20 protein-coding genes and 1 pseudogene are annotated in these 23,131 nt (G+C 67.0%); 10 read left to right on the forward strand and 11 right to left on the reverse strand.

Annotation, left to right across the window (positions count from 1 at the left end; genetic code table 11):
- The first annotated feature begins 102 nt into the window (after positions 1 to 102).
- Complete coding sequence (gene mutS, locus VH499_RS01815; protein WP_414709733.1) at positions 103 to 2,799, forward strand: DNA mismatch repair protein MutS; 2,697 nt, start codon at positions 103 to 105, stop codon at positions 2,797 to 2,799.
- A 42-nt stretch (positions 2,800 to 2,841) separates the two neighbouring features.
- Here mutS and VH499_RS01820 read toward each other — a convergent pair whose 3' ends face one another.
- Genes VH499_RS01820 through VH499_RS01835 form a run of 4 tightly spaced genes read right to left on the reverse strand, consistent with a single transcriptional unit; the run spans position 2,842 to position 7,836 of the window.
- The gene (locus VH499_RS01820) at positions 2,842 to 3,864 is read right to left on the reverse strand and encodes a methionine synthase (RefSeq protein WP_332050969.1); all 1,023 of its coding nucleotides are present in this window, start codon (positions 3,862 to 3,864) and stop codon (positions 2,842 to 2,844) included.
- Positions 3,865 to 3,867: 3 nt separating this feature from the next.
- On the reverse strand, positions 3,868 to 5,229 hold the full coding sequence (locus VH499_RS01825) for a heme biosynthesis protein HemY (RefSeq protein ID WP_332050970.1): 1,362 nt from the start codon (positions 5,227 to 5,229) through the stop codon (positions 3,868 to 3,870).
- A 6-nt stretch (positions 5,230 to 5,235) separates the two neighbouring features.
- Positions 5,236 to 7,314, reverse strand: a complete 2,079-nt coding sequence (locus VH499_RS01830; protein WP_332050971.1) for a uroporphyrinogen-III synthase — start codon at positions 7,312 to 7,314, stop codon at positions 5,236 to 5,238.
- Positions 7,315 to 7,344: 30 nt separating this feature from the next.
- Positions 7,345 to 7,836 (reverse strand): methylated-DNA--[protein]-cysteine S-methyltransferase, encoded by a 492-nt coding sequence (locus tag VH499_RS01835; protein ID WP_332050972.1) that lies wholly within the window; start codon positions 7,834 to 7,836, stop codon positions 7,345 to 7,347.
- 39 nt (positions 7,837 to 7,875) lie between these two features.
- Between VH499_RS01835 and VH499_RS01840 the strand changes: the two genes are divergently transcribed.
- A complete protein-coding gene (locus VH499_RS01840; RefSeq protein WP_332050973.1) occupies positions 7,876 to 9,243 on the forward strand; it encodes an alpha/beta fold hydrolase in 1,368 nt (455 codons plus the stop codon).
- Between the two features lie 12 nt (positions 9,244 to 9,255).
- On the opposite strand, the gene VH499_RS01845 is transcribed toward VH499_RS01840, so the two are convergent.
- From VH499_RS01845 to VH499_RS01855, 4 genes and pseudogenes are all read right to left on the reverse strand, one after another.
- Complete coding sequence (locus VH499_RS01845; protein ID WP_332050974.1) at positions 9,256 to 9,537, reverse strand: hypothetical protein; 282 nt, start codon at positions 9,535 to 9,537, stop codon at positions 9,256 to 9,258.
- A complete protein-coding gene (locus VH499_RS26110; RefSeq protein ID WP_414709732.1) occupies positions 9,534 to 9,776 on the reverse strand; it encodes a zinc-binding dehydrogenase in 243 nt (80 codons plus the stop codon). The genes VH499_RS01845 and VH499_RS26110 overlap by 4 nt, the downstream gene beginning before the upstream one ends.
- Positions 9,777 to 9,943: 167 nt before the next feature.
- Positions 9,944 to 10,264: pseudogene (locus tag VH499_RS26115) on the reverse strand (NADP-dependent oxidoreductase); the annotation flags it as partial.
- Positions 10,264 to 10,758 carry an L-2-amino-thiazoline-4-carboxylic acid hydrolase gene (locus VH499_RS01855; protein WP_332050976.1) on the reverse strand — a complete coding sequence of 165 codons (495 nt, stop codon included), beginning with the start codon at positions 10,756 to 10,758 and terminating at the stop codon, positions 10,264 to 10,266. The pseudogene VH499_RS26115 and the gene VH499_RS01855, both read right to left, overlap by 1 nt.
- Before the next feature lie 256 nt (positions 10,759 to 11,014).
- Between VH499_RS01855 and argC the strand changes: the two genes are divergently transcribed.
- The 5 genes from argC to VH499_RS01880 all read left to right on the forward strand — a co-directional run bounded on the left by argC (position 11,015) and on the right by VH499_RS01880 (position 16,718).
- The gene (gene argC / locus VH499_RS01860) at positions 11,015 to 11,977 is read left to right on the forward strand and encodes an N-acetyl-gamma-glutamyl-phosphate reductase (RefSeq protein ID WP_332050977.1); all 963 of its coding nucleotides are present in this window, start codon (positions 11,015 to 11,017) and stop codon (positions 11,975 to 11,977) included.
- A 243-nt stretch (positions 11,978 to 12,220) separates the two neighbouring features.
- Positions 12,221 to 13,972 (forward strand): ABC transporter permease subunit, encoded by a 1,752-nt coding sequence (locus VH499_RS01865; RefSeq protein ID WP_332050978.1) that lies wholly within the window; start codon positions 12,221 to 12,223, stop codon positions 13,970 to 13,972.
- Positions 13,973 to 13,984: 12 nt separating this feature from the next.
- Entirely contained in the window at positions 13,985 to 15,316 is a 1,332-nt protein-coding gene (locus VH499_RS01870) for a nitrate/sulfonate/bicarbonate ABC transporter ATP-binding protein (protein ID WP_332050979.1), read from the forward strand.
- 310 nt (positions 15,317 to 15,626) lie between these two features.
- Positions 15,627 to 15,821, forward strand: a complete 195-nt coding sequence (locus VH499_RS01875; RefSeq protein WP_332050980.1) for a hypothetical protein — start codon at positions 15,627 to 15,629, stop codon at positions 15,819 to 15,821.
- Between the two features lie 120 nt (positions 15,822 to 15,941).
- Positions 15,942 to 16,718 (forward strand): sulfite exporter TauE/SafE family protein, encoded by a 777-nt coding sequence (locus VH499_RS01880; protein WP_332050981.1) that lies wholly within the window; start codon positions 15,942 to 15,944, stop codon positions 16,716 to 16,718.
- Here VH499_RS01880 and VH499_RS01885 read toward each other — a convergent pair.
- Together VH499_RS01885 and VH499_RS01890 are read right to left on the reverse strand one after the other, a co-directional pair.
- Positions 16,715 to 17,209, reverse strand: coding sequence for a GNAT family N-acetyltransferase (locus tag VH499_RS01885; protein WP_332050982.1), 495 nt, complete (start codon positions 17,207 to 17,209; stop codon positions 16,715 to 16,717). The two genes, VH499_RS01880 and VH499_RS01885, sit on opposite strands and share 4 nt — an antisense overlap.
- Complete coding sequence (locus tag VH499_RS01890; protein WP_332050983.1) at positions 17,206 to 18,354, reverse strand: LLM class flavin-dependent oxidoreductase; 1,149 nt, start codon at positions 18,352 to 18,354, stop codon at positions 17,206 to 17,208. Before VH499_RS01890 ends, VH499_RS01885 begins: the two co-directional genes overlap by 4 nt.
- Positions 18,355 to 18,464: 110 nt before the next feature.
- Between VH499_RS01890 and VH499_RS01895 the strand changes: the two genes are divergently transcribed.
- The 3 genes from VH499_RS01895 to VH499_RS01905 all read left to right on the forward strand — a co-directional run bounded on the left by VH499_RS01895 (position 18,465) and on the right by VH499_RS01905 (position 21,866).
- Positions 18,465 to 18,695 carry a ribbon-helix-helix protein, CopG family gene (locus VH499_RS01895; RefSeq protein ID WP_332050984.1) on the forward strand — a complete coding sequence of 77 codons (231 nt, stop codon included), beginning with the start codon at positions 18,465 to 18,467 and terminating at the stop codon, positions 18,693 to 18,695.
- A 143-nt stretch (positions 18,696 to 18,838) separates the two neighbouring features.
- Entirely contained in the window at positions 18,839 to 20,035 is a 1,197-nt protein-coding gene (locus tag VH499_RS01900; protein WP_332050985.1) for a type IIL restriction-modification enzyme MmeI, read from the forward strand.
- A complete protein-coding gene (locus VH499_RS01905) occupies positions 19,935 to 21,866 on the forward strand; it encodes a class I SAM-dependent DNA methyltransferase (RefSeq protein ID WP_332050986.1) in 1,932 nt (643 codons plus the stop codon). Before VH499_RS01900 ends, VH499_RS01905 begins: the two co-directional genes overlap by 101 nt.
- A 147-nt stretch (positions 21,867 to 22,013) precedes the next feature.
- Here the strand turns inward: VH499_RS01905 and VH499_RS01910 are convergent, their stop codons facing one another.
- Positions 22,014 to 23,111 carry an adenylate/guanylate cyclase domain-containing protein gene (locus VH499_RS01910; RefSeq protein WP_332050987.1) on the reverse strand — a complete coding sequence of 366 codons (1,098 nt, stop codon included), beginning with the start codon at positions 23,109 to 23,111 and terminating at the stop codon, positions 22,014 to 22,016.
- Positions 23,112 to 23,131: the final 20 nt, after the last annotated feature.

A 23,131-nucleotide genomic window follows, 5' to 3' on the forward strand; every position in this document is an offset into this window, starting at 1 on the left:
AACGCCGGAGCCTCAAGGGCGCCGCCGCCGGCGCGCAACGGCGGGCCGCGACTGGCTTGTTGAAAGCGTGAATCACCGGCGATGGCGAGAGGCCTGGCGCGCATGTTAAGCGGGGACGTGCTCGACAGCTCTCCTCTCCCCGCCGTGCCTCCGGACGCGACGCCGATGATGCGCCAGTATCTCGCGATCAAGGCGGCGCATCCCGATCATCTGGTGTTCTACCGCATGGGCGATTTCTACGAGCTGTTCTTCGACGACGCGGTGCAGGCCTCGGCGGCGCTCGATATCGCGCTCACCAAGCGCGGCCAGCATCTGGGCGAGGACATCAAGATGTGCGGTGTGCCCGTGCACAGCCACGAGGCCTATCTGTCGCGCCTGATCCGTCGGGGCTTCAAGGTCGCCGTCTGCGAGCAGACCGAGGATCCGGCCGAGGCCCGGAAGCGCGGCGCCAAGTCGGTCGTGGAACGCGCGGTGGTGCGTGTCATCACGCCGGGCACGCTGACCGAAGATGCGCTGCTCGACGCGCGCAGCCACAACTACCTTGCCGCGCTCGCCGAGGCCCAGGGGGAGCTGGCCCTGGCATGGCTCGATCTCTCGACCGCGGACTTCGCCGCCCAGCCGCTCGCCGCCGGCCAGCTCGCTGCCGCGCTGGCGCGTCTCTCGCCGGGCGAAGTGCTGGTGCCCGACCGGCTGCTCGCGCGGGATGGGCTCAAGCACGCGCTGGAGGAATGGCAGGCCGTGCTCACGCCGCTGCCGTCGGCACGATTTGATTCCGACAACGCCCGCAAGCGCCTGCAGGCGGCGTTCCAGGTCGTGGCCCTCGACAGTTTCGGCGCCTTCTCCCGCGCCGAGGTGGCGGCCTGCGGCGCCCTGCTCGATTATGTCGAGCTGACCCAGGCCGGCAAGATACCGGCGCTCGCGCCGCCACACCGCGAACGGGCCGACGGCACGATGGAGATCGATCCCGCGACGCGGCGCAATCTCGAGCTGGTCAAGAGCCTCGACGGCCGGCGGGACGGCAGCCTGCTGGCCACTGTCGACCGCACATTGACGGGCCCCGGCGCGCGGCTGCTGGCGGAGCGGCTGGCGGCACCGCTCACGGAGCGAAGCGCGATCGAACGCCGTCTTGATCTGGTACAACTTTTCGTCGAGCGGCCGGCGTTGCGAGAGCGGGTCCGCGAGACCTTGAAGCGCACTCCCGACATCGAGCGCGCCTTGCAGCGCCTTTCGGTCGGCCGCGGCGGACCGCGCGATCTGGCGGCGCTGCGCGACGGACTCGACTCGGCCGAAGCGCTGGCCGCGCTTCTCGGCGCCGAGCCGGAAGCGCTGTCGCCGACGCCGGCCCCGCTTGCCGAGATCGTGCGGGCCACCTCGAACCATCGTCCGCTGATCGGCGCGCTGGCTGCGGCGCTTGCCGACGAGCCGCCATTGCTGGCGCGCGACGGCGGCTTCGTTCGGCGCGGCTACCGTGCCGAACTCGATGACCAGCGCGCGCTGCGTGACGACAGCCGCAAGACGGTGGCGGCGCTCGAGGCGAAGTACCGGGACGCCGCCGGCGTGCCTTCGCTCAAGATCCGGCACAACAACATGATCGGCTACCATATCGAGGTGACGGCAACGCACGCCGACAAGCTCGATCTGGCGGCGCTGGGCTTCACGCGCCGCCAGTCGATGGCCAATGCGACGCGCTTCGGCACCGCCGAGCTTGCCGATCTCGAGACGCGCATCGGCCGCGCCGCCGACCAGGCGCTGGCGCTCGAGCTCTCGATCTTCGATGCCTTGGTCGCCGAGGCGATGACGGTCTCGATCGCCATTGCCTCGGCTGGTCGCGCGCTCGCCTCGTTGGACGTCGCTTCGGCGCTGGCCGAGCTCGCGACCAGCGGCAACTACGTCCGCCCTGTGCTCGACGACGATCCGGTCTTCACCGTCGTCGGCGGCCGTCATCCTGTGGTCGAGGCGGGGTTGTTGCGACAGGGCGGGCCCGGCTTCGTGCCCAACGACTGCGAACTCGGGACCGAGCGGCGACTGTGGCTGCTGACCGGTCCGAACATGGCCGGCAAGTCGACCTTCCTGCGCCAGAACGCCCTGATCGCGATCCTCGCGCAGGCGGGTTCCTTCGTGCCGGCGAAGCAGGCGCATCTCGGCATCGTCGATCGCCTGTTCAGCCGGGTCGGCGCCGCCGACGATCTCGCGCGCGGCCGCTCGACCTTCATGGTCGAGATGGTGGAGACGGCGGCGATCCTGAACCAGGCGACGTCGAGAAGCCTCGTCATTCTCGACGAGATCGGCCGCGGCACGGCGACCTTCGACGGCCTGTCGATCGCCTGGGCGACGCTCGAGCATCTGCACGACGTCAACAAGTGCCGTGCGCTCTTTGCCACGCACTATCACGAGCTGGGTGCGCTCAAGGAGCGGCTGGCGTCGCTCGCGCCCTATACGATGCGCGTCAAGGAGTGGCAGAACGAGGTCGTCTTCCTGCACGAGGTCGCGCCCGGCGCGGCCGACCGGTCCTACGGCATCCATGTCGCCCAGCTCGCCGGTCTTCCACCTGCCGTCGTGGCCCGCGCCGAGCAGGTGCTGGCGGCGCTGGAAAAGGGCGAGCAGTCCGGCGCCGTCACACGACTCGCCGACGATTTGCCGCTGTTTGCCGCTGCTCCGTCACGACCCGCGAGTGGAGTCGCCAGGCCTGCGCAATCCGACGTCGAAGCGGCGCTGGCGTCGGTCAATCCGGATGAGCTCGCGCCGCGCGAGGCGCTCGAACTCGTCTATGCGCTGCGGGCACGGATTGCGAAGACGTAGCCTTTGGATGCCGGGCAACTTGCTCGGCGACATGCCCGCCGTTCACAGCACCTTTCGCGCCAGCGCGGCGCCTTGGGTCAGGGCGCGCAGCTTGGCGTAGGCCGCGGCCAGGGTCATCGGTGCCATGCCGCAGTTGGTGCACGCCTGGATGCGTTCAGGATCGACGAACTCGGTGGCAAGTTTCAGCGTCGCCGCGACCTCCTCTGGCGTTTCGACCTTCTCCGACGCGACGTCGATCGCGCCCACGAGCACGGTCTTGCTCTTCAGCAGCTTCATCAGTTCCGGTGGTACGTGGCTCTGCCGGCATTCCAGCGATACCTGCTGGATCCTGCTGCGGTCGAGGGCGGGAAAGGTCTGCTCGTACTGGCGCCAGCTCTCGCCTAACGTCTCCTTCCACTTGATGTTGGCCTCGATACCGTAGCCGTAGCAGATGTGCACGGCGGTGGCGCATTTCAGACCTTCGGCTGCCTTCTCCAGGGCCGGCACGCCCCAGTCGACCGTCTCGGCGAGATAGACGTTGAAGGCGGGTTCGTCGAACTGGATAACGTCGACGCCCAGCTTCTCGAGATCCTTCGCCTCCTGGTTCAGAAGCTCGGCGAAGGCGAAGGCCATCTTGATGCGGTCGCCATAGTGGCCGTCGGCCAGCGTGTCGATGAGGGTCATCGGTCCGGGCAGCGTGAACTTGAGCTTGCGCGCAGTGGCGGCGCGCGCGACGCGCGCCTCCCTCTCATGCACGAACTTGCGCCGCCGGAGCGGAGCCGTGACGGTCGGGCAATCCGCCTCGTAGCGGTTGTTGCGGATGCCCATGCGGACCTTCTTTTCGAAATCGACGCCGTCGACTTCAGCGAGAAAGCCGTGCACGAAATGCTGGCGGGCCTGTTCGCCGTCGCTCACAATGTCGAGACCGGCCTCTTCCTGACGCCGGATGGCGAGTGCGGTCGCGTCCTCCTTGGCCTCCTGCAGAGGCTGGCCGGTGAGCGTCCACGGCGCCCACAGCACGTTGGGTGTGGCGAGCCAGGAAGGTTTGGGTAGGCTGCCTGCCAGCGTCGTCTCGAACATCGGCATTCCTCACGTCTTTACGACCGCCACGGGGCGGGCGGGTGTGCCCTGGACGTCGGGCGGCAAGATGTGGCCATAGGTGCCCGGCGCGCGCCAGTGCAAGGTTCCAAAAGCTCCGCAACTCTCGCAAACCGAGCGCCAGGCCTCGTGGTGCGCCCCGCATGCCGAGCAGCGCCAGGCGCGGTCCGCGGGCGCCGCCGCAGCTCGGGCAAGCCACTCGTGCACCTTGGGAGAGCCGCCGCCGGACCGTTCCTCGACATCGGCCATCATGCGGCAGACCCGCGTCGTCGGGTGGGCTCCGCCGGCGAGTTCGAGATGGCGACGCGCTTCCCCCCACAGACCGGCGTCGAGGGCGGCCTGGGCAATGGCGATATGGCTTTCGGCGTCGTCGATCTTCTGTTCCACGAGCCGGCGCACGAGGCCGACGCGCTTCAGTGAATCGGTCTCGCCGGAAGCCTTGAGGTAGAGCGTGGCCAGATCGGGATGGGGCGCGAGCGACCACGTCCGTTCGAGCGTCTTCATCGCCCGCCCGCCCTGGCCGGCCTTGATCTGCCGCTCGGCCAGCCGGATCGCGACCGCGATACGCTCGGGCGCGAGACCGAAGGCCTCGCGTGCCAGGCCGAGCGCTTCGCTGTCGCGACCCTCTCGCTCGGCCTCGCGGCTGCGCTCCACGAGCAGCAGCGCCTTCAGCGTGCGGCCCTTGCCGGCCGCGACCACGCGCGTGCGCAGGCCCGCTTCGAGTGTCTGCTGCGCCGCCTTCCACTGGTTGGCCTGTGCCTGCATGTCGAACAGCGAATGCACCAGCCATGGCGTCTGCGGGCGCAGCCTGAAGGCGCGCTCGGCATAGTCCAGCGCCTGGGCCTGGTTGCCGTCGTTGAGCGACTGGGCAATCAGCCCGCGCAGGCCGAGGAAGGTCATCTGCTCGTCCTCGAGCATCGAATTGAAGGCGCGCCTGGCACCTTCGCGGTCACCATTCAGCTGCGCAGCCTGTGCCGACAGGAGCAGAGTAAGTGATGGCTCCAGGAGGAGCTGCTCGGCCTTGCGTGCATTCTTCTGCGCCTCGACGGCGTCGCCGGCGGCGACGGCGGCCAGTCCCTGGGTCAGCGCGAGATAGCCGCGCCGGCGCCGGTTGTCGCCCCAGCCTTCGAGCAGCGCCTCCGGCGCGCCGACGATCCAGCGATAGAGCAGCCACAGCAACATAGCGAGCAGGATTAGGACCAGCACCGCCGCGAGCAGCACGCCGACGCTGGTATCGAGTCGCCAGCCGCTCCACTGCACAGTGACGGCTCCGGGACGCTCGACCAGCCAGACCGCGGCAAACATCAAGGCCGCCGCGACCGCGAACCAGAAGAGCGTACGCAGGAAGGTCATCGGCCGTTACCGTGCGGCGCCCAGCAAGGTCACGCCTTCCGCTGCCAGCCGGTCGACTGCCCGTTGAGCGGCGAGATGCGCCTCCGCCCCGCCCAGCCAGCCGGCGGTGGCGCCGCCAGTCTGCCGCGGCAGCGACTTCACGAGTTCGACGGCCCGGGCAAGATCGCCCGCCTTCAGGGCGGCCTCGGCTCGGGCCAGCTTGGCCTCGACCGTGTCGCCCGGTACGTCGGGGCCGACGCGGCGCAGCGACACCAGCGCCTTCAACCGGCCGAGGAGACGCTGGCCGAACGAATCGTCCGCCAGGTCGTCCGCCATCGCCTTCTTGGCCATCGCCGGAAAATCGGCAGCAAGTCCCGCCCGCGACGGCACGCCCTTGTCGGCGAGCGGCTGCAGTGCGGCGCTCTGCTCCGCGATCGTCTTGTCATCGCGGGCGAGCGGGCCCAGCAGCGCCAGGTCGGAGGCGAAGGGCTGCTCGGACTCGAGGGCTGCGTTGAGGCGCGCCGCGATGCCGATCACCGCCGAGGCGCGCGCTGCGGCCAGCGCCTTCTTCTCGTCGGCGCTGGCCTGGCTCGACTGGCCCTTGATCTTCTCGACCGCCTCGGCGAGCGCGGACGCCTGATCCTTCTGTCCCGACGTAGCCTGCTCGAGAGTCTGGAGGCTCGCGCGCAGCGTCGCGATCTCGACGCGCAGCGCGGCCATATCCTTGTCGACCTTCTCCATGTCGGGGTTGCTCGGCGCTGCCGGTTCGGCGGCAGCGGGGGGCTTGTTCTCCAGCGCCTCGATACGGCGGCGCAGGCCGTTCAGCGCCTCGTCGGACGATGGCGCGGAGGACGGCGGCGCGGGCGTAGCCGGTACCTTAATGGCCGGGGCCTGTGCGGATGCCTGGGCGACGGTATTGGCAAGCGCATGCACCCGCTTGTCGAGGTCGTCGATCCTGGCGTCGAGCACCTTCTTGGCGGCGTCGATCTCGGCGGCGACATCGACGGCGGCTGCAGGAGGAACCGGGATGCCGACGGCCCGTTGGGGCGGTCCGCGCCACATTGCCCGCGCTTCGTCGGGCCAATAGGGCAGGGACAGCAGCGCAGCGCCCAGGACAAGCGCGGCCGCAACGATGCCGATGAGGAAGGCGCCGACAGCGCCGAGGCCTCGCCGGACCCGTGCGGCAGGTGCGGCGCCAGGAGCTTCCGCACGCGGCGCGGTCGATGACGGCGGTGCTGCCGGCGAGGGTGGCGGCGCCTTCGATGATGCCTGCGTGGTCGACGGTGTTTGTGCAGGCGCCGACGGCGGGGGTGATGGCGGCGGCGAGGGAGAGGAGGTGTCGCTCATGGTCGGTCTCGCGGGCTGCACCGCCTCTGCGTTGGCTTCCGCCAAACGCGTGATTTCGTCGAGCATGCCCTGGCGCGTCGGTCGTGCTGCCGCCATCGTCGCCTTGAACGGAACAGCCTTCAGGGGATCGGCGGCGGCAGGGCTGATGGCAATGGCCGTGACATTGCGGCAGGAGTCGGCGAGGCCCGCTGCGGCCACCAGCCTGGCGAAGGCCGCGGCGGCACGCGGCGAGAAGAAGGTCGCGGCATCGAGGGCGCGGCTCTGCAGAGCCGCGCGCGCCGAATCGGGCAATGTATCGACTTCGCGCGCTTCATAGAGGGCGAAGCGCCGCACGATGCCCTCCGGCGCGGGATTCCCGGCAACGTCGACTCCCGAGACGTGGATCAGCGGCCCGGCCTTGGGATCGAGCCTGTCCTGGACGAGCTTTGCGAGGGCGGTGCTGTCGCCGGAGGCGGAGGCGACCGAGGTGAATCCCAGGCCTTCTGCCGTCGCCGCCGTCATGTCGCCGACGGCGAGGATCGGCTTGCTGCGCTGCTCGCTCGCTTCGGCGAGCGCGCGGGCGCCATTGGCACTGGTCAGCAGCACGGCCTGGCTCGCGGCAAGGGCTGTGGCAAAGTCGTCAGGCGGACGCCGGAAGCGGAGTTCGAACAGCGGCGCGATCACGGGCAGGTGGCCGCGCTGGCTCAGCGCCTGGGCGAGCGCCGTCGCCTCGCGTTCCGGACGGGTGATCAGCACGCGCATGCGCTCTCCGTAGCTCATTGAGGCACGCCACTCCAGTAGCAGCGTCGCCTAGGGCAACACGACACCTTCGAGGGCAAGAAGGTGCCGCTTGGTGGGCAGCCCGCGTCCGCCGGAATAGCCGCCTTCGCTGCCGCCGCTGCCCAGCACGCGATGGCACGGCACGACGATGGGCAGCGGATTACGCCCGCACGCCATGCCCACCGCACGCGGTCCCGAGCCCAACGCCATTGCCATGCCGCCATAGGTCGCGGTCTCGCCGTAGGGGATGTCGCGCATCATCCGCCACACGCGGTTTTGGAAATCGGTGCCGCGCTGGACCAGCGGGATATCGAAGCGCTCGAGTTTACCGTCAAAGTAGCGTGCAAGCTGCCGCGCTGCCTCTTTCAGGACCGGCGAAGGCCTTCCGACAGCCTTCTCGGCCGTGCTCGCCCAGCGTACGGCGGACAGCGCCTCGCCCTCCGCTTCGAGCGCCAGCCGTCCGACCGGGCTGTCGATGAAGCAAATCGTCATGCTGTAAAGCGTAGCGTCGCGGCCGGGCATTTGCCAACATGCGACAACCATTGTTTCGGGGGAGAAGGGATGATCGTCGGACGGCCGACTCGACGAGCCGTAGTGACGGGCGCGGCGGCACTGGCGCCGGCGCTCGCCTTCGGTCGGCAGCGACAGGCGCCGACGCGCAATGGCGCCGAGCCGCCGCCCATCGTCTTCGTGCACGGCAACGGCGACTCCGCCGCCCTATGGATCAACAACGTCTGGCGTTTCGAAAGCAACGGCATCCAGCGCAACCAGCTCTTCGCCATCGACTTCCCCTATCCGCTGGCGCGCACCGACGATTCCAAGCCGCAAGCGCTGCGCTCCTCGACCGACGACCAGATGCGCGAGCTGGCGGCCTTCGTGGCCCAGGTGCGTAGCACTACGCATCGCCGCAAGGTCGCGCTGATCGCCTCCTCACGCGGCGGCAACGCGGTGCGCAACTATCTGAAGAACGGCGGCGGCGCCGAGTTCGCCAGCCACGCCGTGCTGTGCGGCACACCGAACAAGGGCATCGTCGTTTCCGACACGATGCTGGTCGGCAGCGAGTTCAACGGCGCCATGCCCTTCCTGCAGGGCCTGAACAGCGGTCCCGACGATCTCGTTCCCGGCGTCGAGATGATGGCGATCCGCTCGGACAAGAACGACAAGTATTCCCAGCCCGACGCGCGCTTCGTCGGCCATCCCGGCAAGCCGACCGGTGTCGGCTACGATGCCTCCGAACTGCGCGGAGCCAAGAACGTCGTCCTGGAAGGGCTCGATCACCGCGAGACGGCGTTCCACAAGCTCGCCTTTGCCGCCCAGTACGAGTTCATCGTCGGCAAGCCCGCCGGCACGCTTTTCATCGCCCAGGAACCGCTGCCGACCTTGAACGGCAAGGCGAGCGGCATCGCCGAGGGCGTCTACACAAACCTTCCCATGTCAGGCGCGGAGGTCGAGATCTTCGAGGTCGATCCGAAGACCGGCGATCGCAAGAGCAATATCCCGGTGCATCGCAAGACGACCGGTGCCGACGGCCTGTGGGGGCCGTTCGTGGCCCACTCGGAAGCGTACTACGAGTTCGTGCTGCGGATGGAAGGAGAGCCCGCGACGCATATCTATCGATCGCCCTTCCTGCGCTCGTCCGACATCGTGCATCTCAGGCCGCAGCCCTTCGGCAAGGGTGACGAGGGCGCGGGCGCCGTTGTCATGATGAGCCGGCCGAGGGGCTATTTCGGCATCGGCCGCGACAAGTTCAGCCTCGACGGCAAGGTGCCGCCCGGCATCACGGAAGGCGTTCCGGCCGTCTCGACAGGGAAGCTCAGCTTCGACGCCAAGCCGCGCACCGTCGTGGCGGTATTCAACAACGAAACCATTCCGACCCGGACCTTCCCGATGAAGGACAATCACATCGTGGTGGCCGAGTTCACGAACTGAGGGATCAACGCTTCAGGCGATGCGGATCAGCCGCTTGCCGAGATTGTCGCCGCGATAGAGGCCGGCAATGGCGCCGGGGGCGTGCTCGATGCCCTCGAGTATGTCCTCGCGATAGGCGAGCTTGCCCTCGCGCAGCCAGCGGGCGAGATCGGCGCGGGCTTCGGCGTAGCGCGCGGCATGGTCGAAGATCAGGATGCCTTGCATGCGCGCCCGCTTCACCAGCAGGTGGCGTTCCACGCGCGGTCCGAGGGGCAGTGGATCCCAGCTCGCGATCGAGGCGGTGCCGCAGATCACACCCGCGCGCCGACATTGAGGTGCTTGAGGACGGCATCGCTGATCGCGCCGGCGGTGTTGTCGAAATAGACGTCGACGCCGCCGGGGCTGGCGGCTTTCAGGGCCGAGTCGAGATCATCCTGCTTGTAGTCGATGGCGGCGTCGTAGCCGAAGGCGTCGTGGCAGAGGGCGATCTTCGCCGCGCCGCCCGCGATAGCGACGGTGCGGCAGCTCTTGATCTTGGCGATCTGGCCCAGCACGAGCCGACCGATCCCGCTGCCGTCGACACGACGACGGCCTCGCTTGGCCTGGGCTGGCCAGCCTCGAGCAGGCCGAAATAGGCGGTGAGTCCGTTGACGCCCAGCACGCCGAGCCAAGCCGAGAGCGAAACGTCACCGTCGGTCACCTTGACCTGGATCGCGCTCTCATCGACGGCGGCGAAATCCTGCCAGCCGAACATCCTCACCACGAGATCGCCCGCGCTCCAGTCGCGATGGCGCGACTCGACGATCCGTCCGGCGGCGATCGAGCGCATGACGGAGCCCAGCGGCACCGGCTCGGAATAGTTGGCGACGGCGCTCACCCAGCCGCGCATGGCAGGATCGACCGAGAGATAGATGTTGCGCACCAGCACCTGGCCCTCGGCCGGCACCGGCAGCGGCCGCCGGACCAGCTCGAAATGCTCCGCCTGCGGGATGCCGCTCGGCCGGGCCTTGAGCAGGACCTGGCGGTTGACGTCGTTCCTCATCACTTCTCGTAGCGATACCGGAAGTCGCAGTGGCTCGCGCCCTGCATGATGGTCTGGCTGCGTTCGAGCTTGAGCTTGGGATCGTAGCCCTCGCAGAAGGCGCCGTCGCGATTGCACGACAGCAGATGGCCGATCTCGCCCAGTCCCATCGCCCGGTAGGTTTCGGCATAGCGGCAGCGCGTGACGTTGAAGGCGAAGGTCTCGTCGGTCTGCTCCTTGACCTCGATCTCGAGCGCCCCGCCCTTGGTCCAGAGCGGCATTACGTCCTGGAACGCCTTGAGTGACGGCCCGCCGGACGCGGCGGCGGCGAAAGCGCGCGCCTGTTCGATCGCCGAGCGGCGCACCGACTCCGCAATCGTCCTGCGCGCAACCTCCTCGCCGTGGCTCGCCTTCAGGGTCTCGTAGACCTCCTTCAGGATCTCGGCCTCGATCCTCCTCTTCTCGAGCATCGACAGTCCCTCGGGATGAGCAGCCGGTTGCGTCGTTTCAGTCATTGCGGGCACTCCCAGAACGGTTTGATCAGCGTACACCCTTGACATCCTGCCTGCCGGATGAAATATGCGCCCCGCGATGATCTCGTTCGCCCTCCTTCGGTCGCGACGCCGCCGCTGGTCCAAGCGGTGTGAGAACGTGCGCGCATAGCAGACGCGCCGTTTCATGAAGCCGCTGGAGAGGACAGAGCGGCTTCCCTGTTTCGTTCTTCTCCAGCCGGCCCTTGTTCAAAGGCCCTGATTTGCGAGAGAGAAGACCATGACCAGCAACAAGACCCGGATCTTCATCGACGGACAGCACGGCACGACCGGGCTCAAGATCCATGAGCGGCTGAAGGATCGGCCGGACATCGAGTTGCTCGAACTGCCAATGGCCGAGCGCAAGGACCTCGCCAGACGGGTCGAGATTGCGCAGGCTGCCGACATTGCCGTGCTCTGTTTGCCCGACGCGGCGGTGAAGGAGCTGATGGCCGCGCTGGGCGACGCCGAGGTCTGCGTGATCGATGCCAGCACGGCCCATCGCGTGGCCGACGGCTGGACTTACGGCTTTCCCGAGCTCAGCAAGGATCACCGGCAGAAGCTGCTCGCATCGAAGCGCATCAGCAATCCGGGCTGCTATCCCACCGGCGCCATCGCCATCCTGCATCCGCTTGTCGAGGCAGGCATCGTGCGGGCCGATTCGACGCCCGCGGTATTCGGCGTCTCGGGCTATACCGGCGGCGGCAAGGAACTGATCGAGGTCCACAAGAAGACCGAGGTCGAGCCGTTCGGCGTCTATGGCCTCGAGCTTGCGCACAAGCACGTGCCGGAAATGAAGAAGTACTCCGGCCTCGTGCACACGCCGCTGTTCGTGCCGTCGGTCGGTCACTACGCCCAGGGCATGCTGATCATGGTGCCGATCACGCGCGACATCACGGCGAGGCAGGTGCGCGCCGCCGAGGTGCACCAGGTGCTGTCTGATCACTATGCCGGCGAGACCTTCGTGCCGGTGCGGCCGCTCGCCGACAGGAAGTGGCTGGAGCGCGACCGCTTCCTGCGGGCCGACCGGCTGATCGATACCAATTCGATGGAACTTGCCGTGTACGGCAACGAGGCCGAAGGCAACATCCTCGCCGTCGCCTCGCTCGACAATCTCGGCAAGGGCGCCTCGGGTGCCGCCGTGCAGGTGATCAACCTCAAGACCGGCGTCGACGAGACCACGGGCCTCGCCGTCGCGGCGTAGAGCCTGCCCAGGGAGTCCTGCATTCTTGTGGACCGCGAGCGTCTCGCTCGCCCATTCGGCGCATTCGTAGGCGTGAAGCGAGCGGGACGCTCGCGGTCCCGAAGAACATGAGCACCAACCTTGAACGTTCACCCGGTCCGCAGCGTTGTCGGCTGCGGCTCCGTCGCGCTGGCCTGTCATGCGCACGTCATCTAGGCTTGCCACGGCCGCCTGCAACGGAGATGGGCCCACCGGAAAGAGGCTATGGCTCGACGGGACCTGGAAAAGGTCGGCCGGACTCCGCTGCTCGGCCTGGGCGGCGTGGAGCTGCGGCCGAACGTCTACGACCTCGCGATCTTCGTGCTGATCGCCGCGGCATTCGTGGCGATGGCGCATGGTGCGCGCGAGATCGCGGCCCCGGCCACGGGGCTTGTGGCCGAGCCGGTCACGCTCGATCCGGCCAACCTGCCGGAATATGCGCTGCGCACGACGCTCCGCATGTTTGCCGCCATCGCGGCGTCGCTGGTCTTCACCTTCATCGTCGCCACGCTGGCCGCCAAGAGCCGCAAGGCCGAGCTGGTGATCGTGCCGGCGCTCGACATCCTGCAGTCGGTGCCGGTGCTGGGCTTCCTCACCTTCACGGTCGTGTTCTTCCTGCGCCTGTTCCCGCAAAGCGAGCTCGGGGCGGAGTGCGCGGCGGTGTTCGCCATCTTCACCAGCCAGGCCTGGAACATGGCGTTCAGCTTCTACCAGTCGCTGCGCACCGTGCCGGCCGACCTCGACGAGGTCAGCCGCCATTTCCAGCTCTCGCCGTGGCTCAAGTTCTGGCGGCTGGAAGCGCCGTTCGCCGCGCCGGGCCTGATCTGGAACACCATGATGTCGATGTCGGGCGGCTGGTTCTTCGTCGTCGCCTCGGAAGCGATCACGGTCGGCGACACCACGGTCAAGCTGCCCGGCATCGGCTCGTGGCTGGCCGTGGCGATCGCCGACAGGAACATCGCGGCGGTGGTGCAGGCCGTCCTCACCATGGCGATCGTGATCCTGGCCTACGACCAGCTCCTGTTCCGGCCGATCGTCGCCTGGGCTGACAAGTTCCGTTTCGAGCAGACCGCCGCCCAGCAGCGCCCGCGTTCATGGGTCTATGACTTGTGGCGCCGCGGCCGGCTGGTGCGCCGGCTGACCCTGGCCACGGCCTGGGCGGGCCGGGCGATCTCCGTGCTGCCGCTCGGCTTCGCCCGGCCCGCGCGGCAGGCCGCGACGCCTCGTGCGGGCCGGGCATCGGATGTCGTCTGGCGTGTGGCGGTGTTGGCAGTCGCCGCCTATGCGCTGTGGCGGATCGTGCTGTTCACCCGCGCCGCGCTCGGCTGGAGCGACCTCTGGACCGCGATCGAGATGGGGCTGCTGACGCTCCTGCGCGTGGCCGTGCTGATCACGATCGCCAGCGCCATCTGGGTGCCGATCGGAGTGTGGATCGGCCTGCGCCCGTGGGCGGCGACGCGCGTGCAGCCGCTGGCCCAGTTCCTGGCGGCCTTTCCGGCCAATGTGCTGTTCCCGATCGCGGTGGTGCTGATCGTCTCGCTGCGGCTCGACCCCGACATATGGCTCAGCCCGCTGATGGTGCTGGGCACGCAGTGGTACATCCTGTTCAACGTGATCGCCGGCGCGAGCGCGTTCCCGACCGACCTGCGCGAGGCCTCGACATTGTTCCGTCTGCGCACCTGGCAATGGTGGCGCAAGGTCATTGTGCCGGGCATCCTGCCTTACTATGTGACAGGCGCCCTCACCGCGTCGGGCGGATCGTGGAACGCCAGCATCGTCGCCGAGGTGGCGAGCTGGGGCGACACCAAGCTCAAGGCCGTCGGCCTCGGCTCCTATATCGCCGACGCGACCGAGGCCGCCGACTATCCGCGCGTGGTGCTGGGCATCGTCGTCATGTCGGTCATGGTGGTGGTGTGCAATCGCCTGATATGGCGACCGCTCTATCGCCTGGCCGAGCGCCGCTTCCGTCTTGCCTGAAGAGGGTTCGTCATGGATCTGGCCAGTGCCCCCAAGGTCGCCCCGCGGGCCGATACCGCGCCTCTGGTCGTGGTCGACCATGTGCGCCAGCTCTACGCCAAGGGCAGCGGCGATCACCTGCTGGTGCTCGACGATGTGAGCCTGACCCTGCGCCGCAACGAAATCGTGTCGCTGCTCGGCCGCTCGGGCTGCGGCAAGTCCTCGCTGTTGCGCATCATCGCGGGCCTGATGCCATCGAGCGCGGGCAAGGTCACGATCGGCGGCAAGGCGGTCGACGGCCCGGCCGAGGAAGTGGCGATGGTGTTCCAGACCTTCGCCCTCTTTCCCTGGCTGACCGTGCTGGAGAATGTCGAGATCGGGCTCGAGGCGCAGAAGGTGCCGCCGGCCGAGCGCCAGAAGCGGGCGCTGGCCGCGATCGACCTGATCGGTCTCGACGGCTACGAGAGCGCCTATCCGAAGGAGCTGTCGGGCGGGATGCGCCAGCGCGTCGGTCTTGCGCGCGCGCTGGTGGTGCATCCCAAGCTGCTCCTGATGGACGAGCCCTTCTCCGCGCTCGATGTGCTGACCGCCGAGACGCTGCGCACCGACCTTCTCGACCTCTGGGGCGAGGGCCGCATGCCGATCTCCTCGATCCTGCTGGTCACCCACAACATCGAGGAGGCGGTGCTGATGAGCGACCGCATCCTGGTTTTCTCCTCCAACCCCGGTCGGCTGGTGGCCGAGATCCCGGTCCGCCTGCCGGTGCCGCGCAACAGACTCGATCCCGCCTTCCGCCAGATGGTGGACGACATCTACGCCCTGATGACGGCGCGGCCGGTGGGCAAGCCCTCCTATGGGAGCTTTCCCGGCACCGGCATTTCCATGGAGGTTCCGCGGGTGTCGCCCAATCTCCTCGCCGGCCTCATGGAAGCGGTCGCGGGCGAGCCGTTCCACGGCCATGCCGATTTGCCGGCGGTCGCGGGTCCCCTGCAGATGGAGATCGATGATCTCTTTCCGGTGGCCGAGGCGCTGCAGCTCCTGCGCTTCGCCGAGGTTGCCGAGGGCGATATCCGCCTTACCGACGCCGGCCGGCGGTTCGTGCACCTCGATCCCGACGGCCGCAAGCGGCTGTTCGCCCAGCACGTGCTCGCCTATGTGCCGCTCGCCCAGCACATCAAGCGCGTGCTCGACGAGCGCGACGCGCACGCCGCTCCTGCCAGCCGGTTCCGCGACGAGCTGGAGGACAGCATGTCGGAGGACTATGCCGACCGCACACTGCGTGCCGTCACCTCGTGGGGTCGCTACGGCGAAGTCTTCGCCTACGACGAGGACAGCGGCGTGTTCAGCCTCGACAACCCGAGCTGACGCACTGACGGGAGGGCGTCACTGGCGCTCGACGAAGAACCAGATTTTTCCAGGGTTGACACCGTTCGCGTTCCATCCTTGCCGCGCGGCGGTCCAACTTTGGCAATGTCCGTCATTGTCCGAGGGCGAGGACCACGCCATTTCCCTGGGGTCGAAAGTCCAGGGATCAAGATGACCCAGCGTTCCTTTCCCTCCTTCCTCCGTGCGCGCTGTAGACACGGCCTCTGTCGCCGGTTCGCCTGAACCGGTTCTTCCATCGATCATCTGTCGGGGACCAGAGACCGGCCTTCGGGCCGGCAGGAGGAAAGCCATGTCGGATCCTTTCATCGTCGAAGTCTGGGGTGAGCCGGCGGGTGTGGTGCTGCAAGAAGGCAATGCTTTCCGTTTCCATGCGCTTGCCCGCCCGTTCTTCGAGCTCGACGGCAGGCCGTTCACGACGCCGGGCCATGCTCGCCTGGCCGCGGCGCGGCTCCTGTCGCGGCAGGCTGACTGCAGCCTCCACTGACCAGGAGCAGTCGCCGGCAGATCATTCATTTTGGCTGAAAGGTTTGTTCCGGGATGATTGGCGCCGGCCTTTCCGGCGCCTGTCGATCCGTGCCAGCATGAGGATCGGCAGGCCCGGAGCATGACTCTCGACCCGGTGTACATCGTACTTGGCGCGTGTGTCGGCTTTGTCGTCGGACTCACGGGCGTCGGCGGCGGCTCGTTGATGACGCCGGCGCTGGTGCTGCTTTTCGGCATTCATCCGGCGACCGCCGTCGGCACGGACCTGCTCTACGCGGCGACGACCAAGAGCTTCGGGTCGCTGGTTCATGGGCTCAGGAGGAACGTGGCCTGGCGCGTGGTCGGGCTGCTGGCGCTCGGCAGCGTGCCGGCGGCCGCGCTCACCCTGCTCGGCCTGTCGCAGCTCGGCCCGCACAGCGGCCTCATGACCAAGACCATCACCTGCGCGCTGGGCATCACCTTGCTGATCACCGCCGTATCGCTTGTCTTCCGGAGAGCGTTGATGGCGGTGCGACGCATCACTCCGGACCGCAGCGGCGAGCGCAATGCGGCGCTCACGCTGCTCACCGGCATCGTCATCGGCATCCTGGTGTCGATCTCGTCGGTCGGCGCCGGGGCCATCGGCGTCAGCGCCCTGCTTCTGCTCTATCCGTCCTATTCGGCCTCGCGCATCGTCGGCACCGATATCGCCCATGCCGTTCCGCTCACGTTGGTGGCGGGGCTGGGGCACTGGATGACCGGGTCGGTCGATCTCTCGATGCTGGCGTCGCTGACCTCGGGGTCGGTGCCGGCGATCGTCCTCGGCAGCTACATCGCGCCGCGTCTGCCCGAGATCGGCCTGCGCTACCTCCTGGCGCTGGTGCTGGCCGTCGCCGGTGGCAAGCTCGTCGCTGCCTAGGCCCGGCCGTCATCGGGCACGACGACTTTGCTCATGTGGACGGTGAGGCCGTCCTTGAACGGCTCCTCGCGGTCGACGGCGTAGCCATGCCGGCGATAGAAGTCGACGTTCCCGGCGAACCGGGCGTTGGTGTAGAGCCGCAACTCGGGAAGTCGCAAGGAACGCGCGACCTCCTCGGCGTGCTTCACGAGGCGGCCGCCAAGCCCCTGCCGTTGAAGCGCCGGCGCGATGGCGACGTTCTCGATCAGAAGATGATCGCCTGCGTTCACCGTTTCGATGAGGCCCGCCAGTTCGGCTTCGACAAACAGCAGATCGACGATGTGCTCGCGCACCGCGCGATCGTAGTCGGCGGCCATCGGCAAGGGCTCGCGGCCGATGACCGCCACCCATTTCGCGTAGCACGAACGTGTCAGCGCCCGGACGCGGCCGGCATCGGAGGGAAGCGCCCGGCGGATCGATATGTCTTCCGGCATCGCCACACTGTCGATCACGCCGGCGCGAAGATGCCGTCGTGGGCGGCGCGCGCCGACCCGGCCTCGGCCGATCCGCTCCTCGGGCCGGCATAGGCCGGATCGCGCTGCAGAGTCGGCAGGACCCGGTCGGCGAAGAGGCGCAGGTTCTTCTCCGCCTCGTGATGCGGCAGGTTGCCGAACGAGAACTCGGCGACCAGGTGCTCGAGCCCGGTCACCTTCTGCAGCGCGCCGAGCTGCTGCAGGCAATCGTCCGGCGTACCCACGATCTGGATCGAGACGTAGAAGTCGGTCGCCTTTTTGAGGTTCGCGGGATCCTTGAGCTTGGCGTAGGTCTTCGCCGTCTTGCCGTAGGCCTCGTAGCCTTTGACGTCGGCGAGATGGCCGTCCGAGAAACGATAGTGGTCGTCGATGGACTGCCACTTGCGGCCGAGATAGCGGAAGGCGCGCTCCTGCGCCTCGGCCCGCGACTCGGCGCAGGAGACGTTGGTGAGGATGATCGGCGGCTTCGGGACGAAGCCTGCTGCCCGCGACATCGCCTGGAACTTGTCGATGTCCTCGCGGCACTTGCTCCATTCGTTCTGCATGATCATCAGCATGCCGAAGCCCAGCTTCGCGATCAGCTCCGCCGACTCGGGGCTCACCGAGCTCGCATAGAAGCGCCGTTCCGGGTTGGACATCGGCCGCGGCCGGATCGCCATGGGCGGGATCTGGAAGAACGCGCCCTGGTGCTCGAAGGTCTCGTTGGCGAGCGCCTTGACCACGATCTCCGCCGCCTCGGCAAAGCGCGGCCGCGCCTCGCCCATGGGGATGCGGAAGCCCTCGTATTCGGTCGAGGCGGCACCGCGCCCGAAGCCGAACAGGCAGCGGCCGCCGCACATGATGTCGAGGAGCGCGATCTGCTCGGCGACGCGCACCGGATCGTGCCAGGGCAGCACGATCACCGCCGTGCCGAGCTGGATGCGCCGCGTACGGCCGGCGAAGTAGGCCAGAAGCTGTGTCGGCGCGGGCGACATGGCGTAGCCCGTGAAGTGATGCTCCAGCGCCCATAGCGAATCGAAGCCCAGCGGCTCGACGAGGTCGCCCAGCGCGAAATGCTCCTGCACCACCGCGACGTCGGGCCGGCCATGCTCGTAGAGCATGTTCATGGCGATGCCCACCCTCATGGCGGTCCTCCGGGTTCGTTGTGGGAACGATTGTTGAGACCGCAAGGCCGGCCGGCAAGAGTATTGTCGACTCGTGGATGGCGGCAGAATGGATACCAGGAGTCCCCAAATTGGCTGCTCTTACACTCCGTCTGTCCGATGACAAGCTTGCGCGCCTCAAGGTGATGGCGCGGCGCCGCGGCATAAGTGTCAATCGACTCGTGGAGGAGATGACGACGCTTGCGCTGGTCGAATTCGACGCCGAGACCCGCTTCCGTGCCCGTGCCGAACGCGGGCGCGGCAAGGTCCGGCGCGGGCTTCGCCTCCTTGCCAAGGCGTCGCGCCCGACCGGGTCGAGGTGAGGCCGAGGCGTCAGGGGCCGCTTTCCCATCGGGCGTTGCGATCTCGGGTCCCTGCGGACCAGGCACATCGGCTATAGTAACCGCATGAAAGCAGGGAAGCGTAGAGTGGCGCCATGGGCCTGCGCCGTTGAAGGCCGCGTCGCATGACGCCCGAGGTGTTCATTGCCAAATGGCGCGGTGTCGAGCTTTCAGAGCGCGCGGCCTCGCAGGATCACTTCAACGAGCTGTGCGAGCTTCTCGATGTCGGCAAGCCGACCGACGAAGACCCAATCGGCCAGTGGTTCGCCTTCGAAAAGGCGGTGCCGAAGGGCGGCAAGGGTGGAGGCAGCGGATTTGCCGATGTTTGGCGCAAGGGCTGCTTCGTGTGGGAGTACAAGCGCAAGAACACCTACCGCACGCTGTCCGCGGCGCTGGCCCAAGCCCGCGACTATGCCGACGCGCTGGAACATCCGCCACTCGCCATCGCCTGCGACATCGACGAGATCCAGATTCGCACGTTGTTCACCGGCAGCGTCTCGGTCATCCACACGGTCCGGCTCGGCGAACTCAACGACGTTGCCAAGCGTCAGCTCCTGCGACGCTGCTTCACCGATCCGAATTCGCTTCGCTCCGACATCACGCCGCAGGCCCTGACCGAGGAGGCGGCCCGAAAGTTCGCCACGCTGGCGCAGAACCTGCGCGAGCGACGTGATCGCATCGGGCAGCCGCACGACGCGCGCCGCGTCGCGCACTTCCTCAACAAGATCGTGTTCTGCCTGTTTGCCGAGGATTCGGGCCTGCTGCCCGGAAACGTCTTCAGCGCCATTCTCGAGGAAGCGATCCGTGACAAGACCGGCCTGTCGGAGATGCTGGCCGAGCTCTTCGACAAGATGCGCACCGGCAAGGGCCGCTTCGGCACCGTGACGATCCCCTGGTTCAACGGCGGCCTGTTCGACGATGACGACGTGCTGGAGCTGCTGTTCAGTGAAGTCCAGGTTCTTGCCGAAGCGGCGCGGCTTGACTGGGCGAGCATCGAGCCGGTGATCTTCGGCACGCTCTTCGAGCGCGGGCTGGACCCGGCCAAGCGCAAGCAGATGGCTGGCCTGTTCGACGCCGCGTCTTCGACGGCAAGACCTGGTAGAAAGAAGACATCTGTGGATTCCCCCCCCCCCCCCGCTGCCATTGCGCGGCGGCGCAACAGGTGTCCGGCGCTCGCTCGGCAAGGGCGTCGGCATCCACTACACCGATTCGGCTACGATCATGAAGATCGTCGAGCCCGTCGTGCTGCATCCACTCGCAGCCGAGTGGGAGGCCGTGAAGCAGACGATTGCGAAGGCGAAGCAGGTCAGGCGCAAGGATGATCTCTATCTCGTTTTTCGCGAGCGGCTGGGCGCCTTTCGCGTGCTCGATCCAGCCTGCGGCTCCGGGAACTTTCTCTATCTGGCGCTGCGCCACCTCAAGGATTTCGACCTCAGGGTCGAGCAGGAGGCAAAGGCGCTGGGCGTCACGGCCGATCCCAAAGGACAGCGCATCACGCCCAAGACGGTGCTTGGGATCGAGATCAACCCCTACGCGGCCGAGCTCGCACGCGTGACGGTGTGGATCGGTGAGTTGCAATGGCAGTTGCGCAACGGATACGGCATCACGCGTCGGCCCATCCTGGGAAAGCTAGGTGGTGTCGAGAATCGAGATGCGCTACTGAACGAAGATGGTACCGAAACGCAGTGGCCTAAGGCGAACGCGATAGTTGGAAATCCGCCATTTCTCGGTGACAAGAAGCTGATTGGTGACTTGGGTGAAGCGTATGTGACCAAACTTCGCTCGTGCTTCAAAGGGCGTGTGCCAGGCGGCGCGGATCTGGTTACACATTGGTTCGAGAAGGCCCGTGGAGAGATTGCAGCAGGCAATGCCGCTGTGGCTGGGCTCGTCGCCACTAACTCGATATCCGGAGGGAAGAATCGCACGGTGCTTGATCGGATCGGAGCCGATACAGTGATCTTTGAGGTGTGGGCAGACTTAGATTGGGTTCTTGATGGCGCCGCAGTTGACGTGTCGCTCGTATGTTTCGGAAGCCGCAAGAAGTTTGAAAATGTCCAGAAGGCTCTCAACGGCACTAGTGTTTCAAGAATAACCAGCTCTCTAACAGCGACAAGTTGGGAGCTCTCTCGGCTTTCCGTGCTCTCAGAAAATGAAGGCGTCGCATCGAACGGGATTACAAAGAAGGGCGAGTTCGACGTGGCCGCTGCCAAAGCTCGCGAGTGGCTCGCCCAAATGGGCAATCCAAACGCGCGACCGAACAGCGACGTTCTGTTTCCTTGGATTAACGGTCTAGATGTAACACGTCGATCGCAAGACATGTGGATCATTGATTTCGGCGAGCGCGCTCTTGAAGAGGCGGCACAATACGAAAGCCCATGGCGGTGGGTCGAAAGTCACGTCTATCCGGAACGCGCGCAAAGTCGAACGCCAAGTGAAAGGCGTGACTGGTGGCTTCTCGCAAGAAGGGCCACAGCTTTGCGGTCCGTTCTCAGGGGACTAACGCGCTTCATCGTGGTGCCTGAGGTGACAAAGCACTTGGTGTTCGTATGGTGTGATAAAAGAGTCATTCCCGACAAGAACGTCATAGGCATCGCTCGCGATGACGATACGTCGTTTGGTTGTCTTCATTCGATAGCGCATCGACTGTGGGCACGAGCGACCGGCACGAGTCTAGAAGATCGTCCTCGATACACATCTACTACGACTTTTCGCACTTTTCCGTTTCCAGAAGGTTTCACACCTAATATGACGCCGGCCACATACGCTGACGACGCGGGTGCAAAGATCATCGCGGCTGCTGCGGCAAAGCTAAATGAATTGCGCGAGAATTGGCTCAACCCGCCGGACCTGGTGAAGCGCGAGCCCGAAGTCGTCCCAGGCTATCCTGATCGCGTTCTGCCGAGGAACTTGGCGGCGGCGGAGCAACTCAAGAAGCGCACCCTCACCAATCTCTACAACGAGCGGCCGGCCTGGCTCGCCCACGCGCATCGCGATCTCGATCGCGCCGCCGCCGCAGCCTATGGCTGGCCGGAGTCGCTTGCCGACCGCGCCCAGCCGGAAAATCCAGATGCCGCCGACCGCAAGATAGCCGAAGAGGAAATCCTAAAGCGCCTGTTCGACCTCAATCAGGAACGCGCGAAAGCAGGGCGTTGAGGCAACTCTCTACGCGAATCGCGCCGACGAGGAGGTGGCGTGGGAAAATGAGAAAATGACCTGAAAGGCCCATGCCATCGGTGTCGGACCCTTCTCGCCCGGAGAGAAATTCCTGAGAAGCCGAGAGAAATCAGGGACTATCGAGCGTCATGCCAGCCTAAGCGCGCGCAGCTTCGCGACCGCGGCAGGGCGGGCCATGCCCTTCAGCAGGCGCTCGCCGAGATCCTCGACCTCGGCCATGGCCTCGACCGCGGCGGCGAGCCGGCCGCTCATCAGCACCTCGCCGTCGCCGGCCTCCCCGCACAGGCGGGCGGCGAGATTGATCACGGCGCCGATCGCGGTGTAGTCGAAGCGGTCCTCGAAGCCGATGCGACCGAGGGTGGCGTAGCCCTGCGCCATGCCGATGCCGAGACCGAGCTTGTGGCCGCGTTTCGTCCACGATCCGACCAGGCCCGCCACAGCATCGCGCATCTCGATGGCCAGCCGCGCGGCGCGCTCGGGCGCGTCCTCGCAGGGCAGGGGGTCGTTGAAGAACACCAGCATGCCGTCGCCGGTGAAGCGGTCGAGCGTGCCTTCGTGCTTGCGGATCAGCGGCCCGACGGCGCCGTGATATTCCTTCAGCACCGCCATGATGTCCTCGGGCTCGGCGGTCTCGGAGAAGCCGGTGAAGCCGCGCAGGTCGCAGAACAGCGCCACCACCTCGCGCCGGTGGTTCTCCAGGATCTTTTCGTCGCCCGCCGACACGATCGCCTGGGCGAGCTGCGGCGCCAGGAAGCGGCGCAGGCGGCCGACGCGGCCGAGTTCCTCGACCTGCTCGCGCACCTTGGCCTCGAGCCCCTTGTTCAGGGCCTGCACCTCGTCGTGCAGGGTCTTGATGCGCAGCATGGCGCGCACGCGCGCGACCAGGGCGCCATGGTCGACCGGCTTGGTGAGGTAGTCGTCGCCGCCGGCATCGAGGCCAGCCGCGACGTCCTTGGGGCTCGCCTTGGCCGTGACCAGGATCACCGGGATGAAGGGCAAGCTTTTGTCCGCCTTCAGCCGTCGCACGACCTCGAGCCCGTCCACTCTGGGCATCATGATGTCGAGCAGGACGAGGTCGGGCAGCGCCGCGCGCACCTTGGCGAGCGCCTGCTCGCCGTCCTCGGCGACGACCACCTCGTAGCCCAGGCTCGTGAGCCGCATGCGCAGGATCTCGACGTTGTCGGCGACGTCGTCGACCACCAGGATGCGGGCGGGATCGCGCATCTAGTTTCCTCCCCACTTTT

Origin of the sequence: Reyranella sp., from assembly GCF_036558665.1 — a bacterium.
In the GTDB taxonomy this organism is placed as follows: domain Bacteria; phylum Pseudomonadota; class Alphaproteobacteria; order Reyranellales; family Reyranellaceae; genus Reyranella.

Bases quoted from the DNA above. Each gene is read 5' to 3' on its own strand.
- argC (WP_332050977.1), top strand. From the start codon at position 11,015: ATGACCAGCAACAAGACCCGGATCTTCATCGACGGACAGCACGGCACG.
- VH499_RS01905 (WP_332050986.1), top strand. From the start codon at position 19,935: ATGAAGATCGTCGAGCCCGTCGTGCTGCATCCACTCGCAGCCGAGTGG.
- VH499_RS01865 (WP_332050978.1), top strand. From the start codon at position 12,221: ATGGCTCGACGGGACCTGGAAAAGGTCGGCCGGACTCCGCTGCTCGGC.
- VH499_RS01910 (WP_332050987.1), bottom strand. From the start codon at position 23,111: ATGCGCGATCCCGCCCGCATCCTGGTGGTCGACGACGTCGCCGACAAC.
- VH499_RS01840 (WP_332050973.1), top strand. From the start codon at position 7,876: ATGATCGTCGGACGGCCGACTCGACGAGCCGTAGTGACGGGCGCGGCG.
- VH499_RS01820 (WP_332050969.1), bottom strand. From the start codon at position 3,864: ATGCCGATGTTCGAGACGACGCTGGCAGGCAGCCTACCCAAACCTTCC.
- mutS (WP_414709733.1), top strand. From the start codon at position 103: ATGTTAAGCGGGGACGTGCTCGACAGCTCTCCTCTCCCCGCCGTGCCT.
- VH499_RS01880 (WP_332050981.1), top strand. From the start codon at position 15,942: ATGACTCTCGACCCGGTGTACATCGTACTTGGCGCGTGTGTCGGCTTT.
- VH499_RS01825 (WP_332050970.1), bottom strand. From the start codon at position 5,229: ATGACCTTCCTGCGTACGCTCTTCTGGTTCGCGGTCGCGGCGGCCTTG.
- VH499_RS01875 (WP_332050980.1), top strand. From the start codon at position 15,627: ATGTCGGATCCTTTCATCGTCGAAGTCTGGGGTGAGCCGGCGGGTGTG.
- VH499_RS01900 (WP_332050985.1), top strand. From the start codon at position 18,839: ATGACGCCCGAGGTGTTCATTGCCAAATGGCGCGGTGTCGAGCTTTCA.
- VH499_RS01870 (WP_332050979.1), top strand. From the start codon at position 13,985: ATGGATCTGGCCAGTGCCCCCAAGGTCGCCCCGCGGGCCGATACCGCG.
- VH499_RS01890 (WP_332050983.1), bottom strand. From the start codon at position 18,354: ATGAGGGTGGGCATCGCCATGAACATGCTCTACGAGCATGGCCGGCCC.
- VH499_RS01835 (WP_332050972.1), bottom strand. From the start codon at position 7,836: ATGCCCGGCCGCGACGCTACGCTTTACAGCATGACGATTTGCTTCATC.
- VH499_RS01830 (WP_332050971.1), bottom strand. From the start codon at position 7,314: ATGAGCTACGGAGAGCGCATGCGCGTGCTGATCACCCGTCCGGAACGC.
- VH499_RS01855 (WP_332050976.1), bottom strand. From the start codon at position 10,758: ATGACTGAAACGACGCAACCGGCTGCTCATCCCGAGGGACTGTCGATG.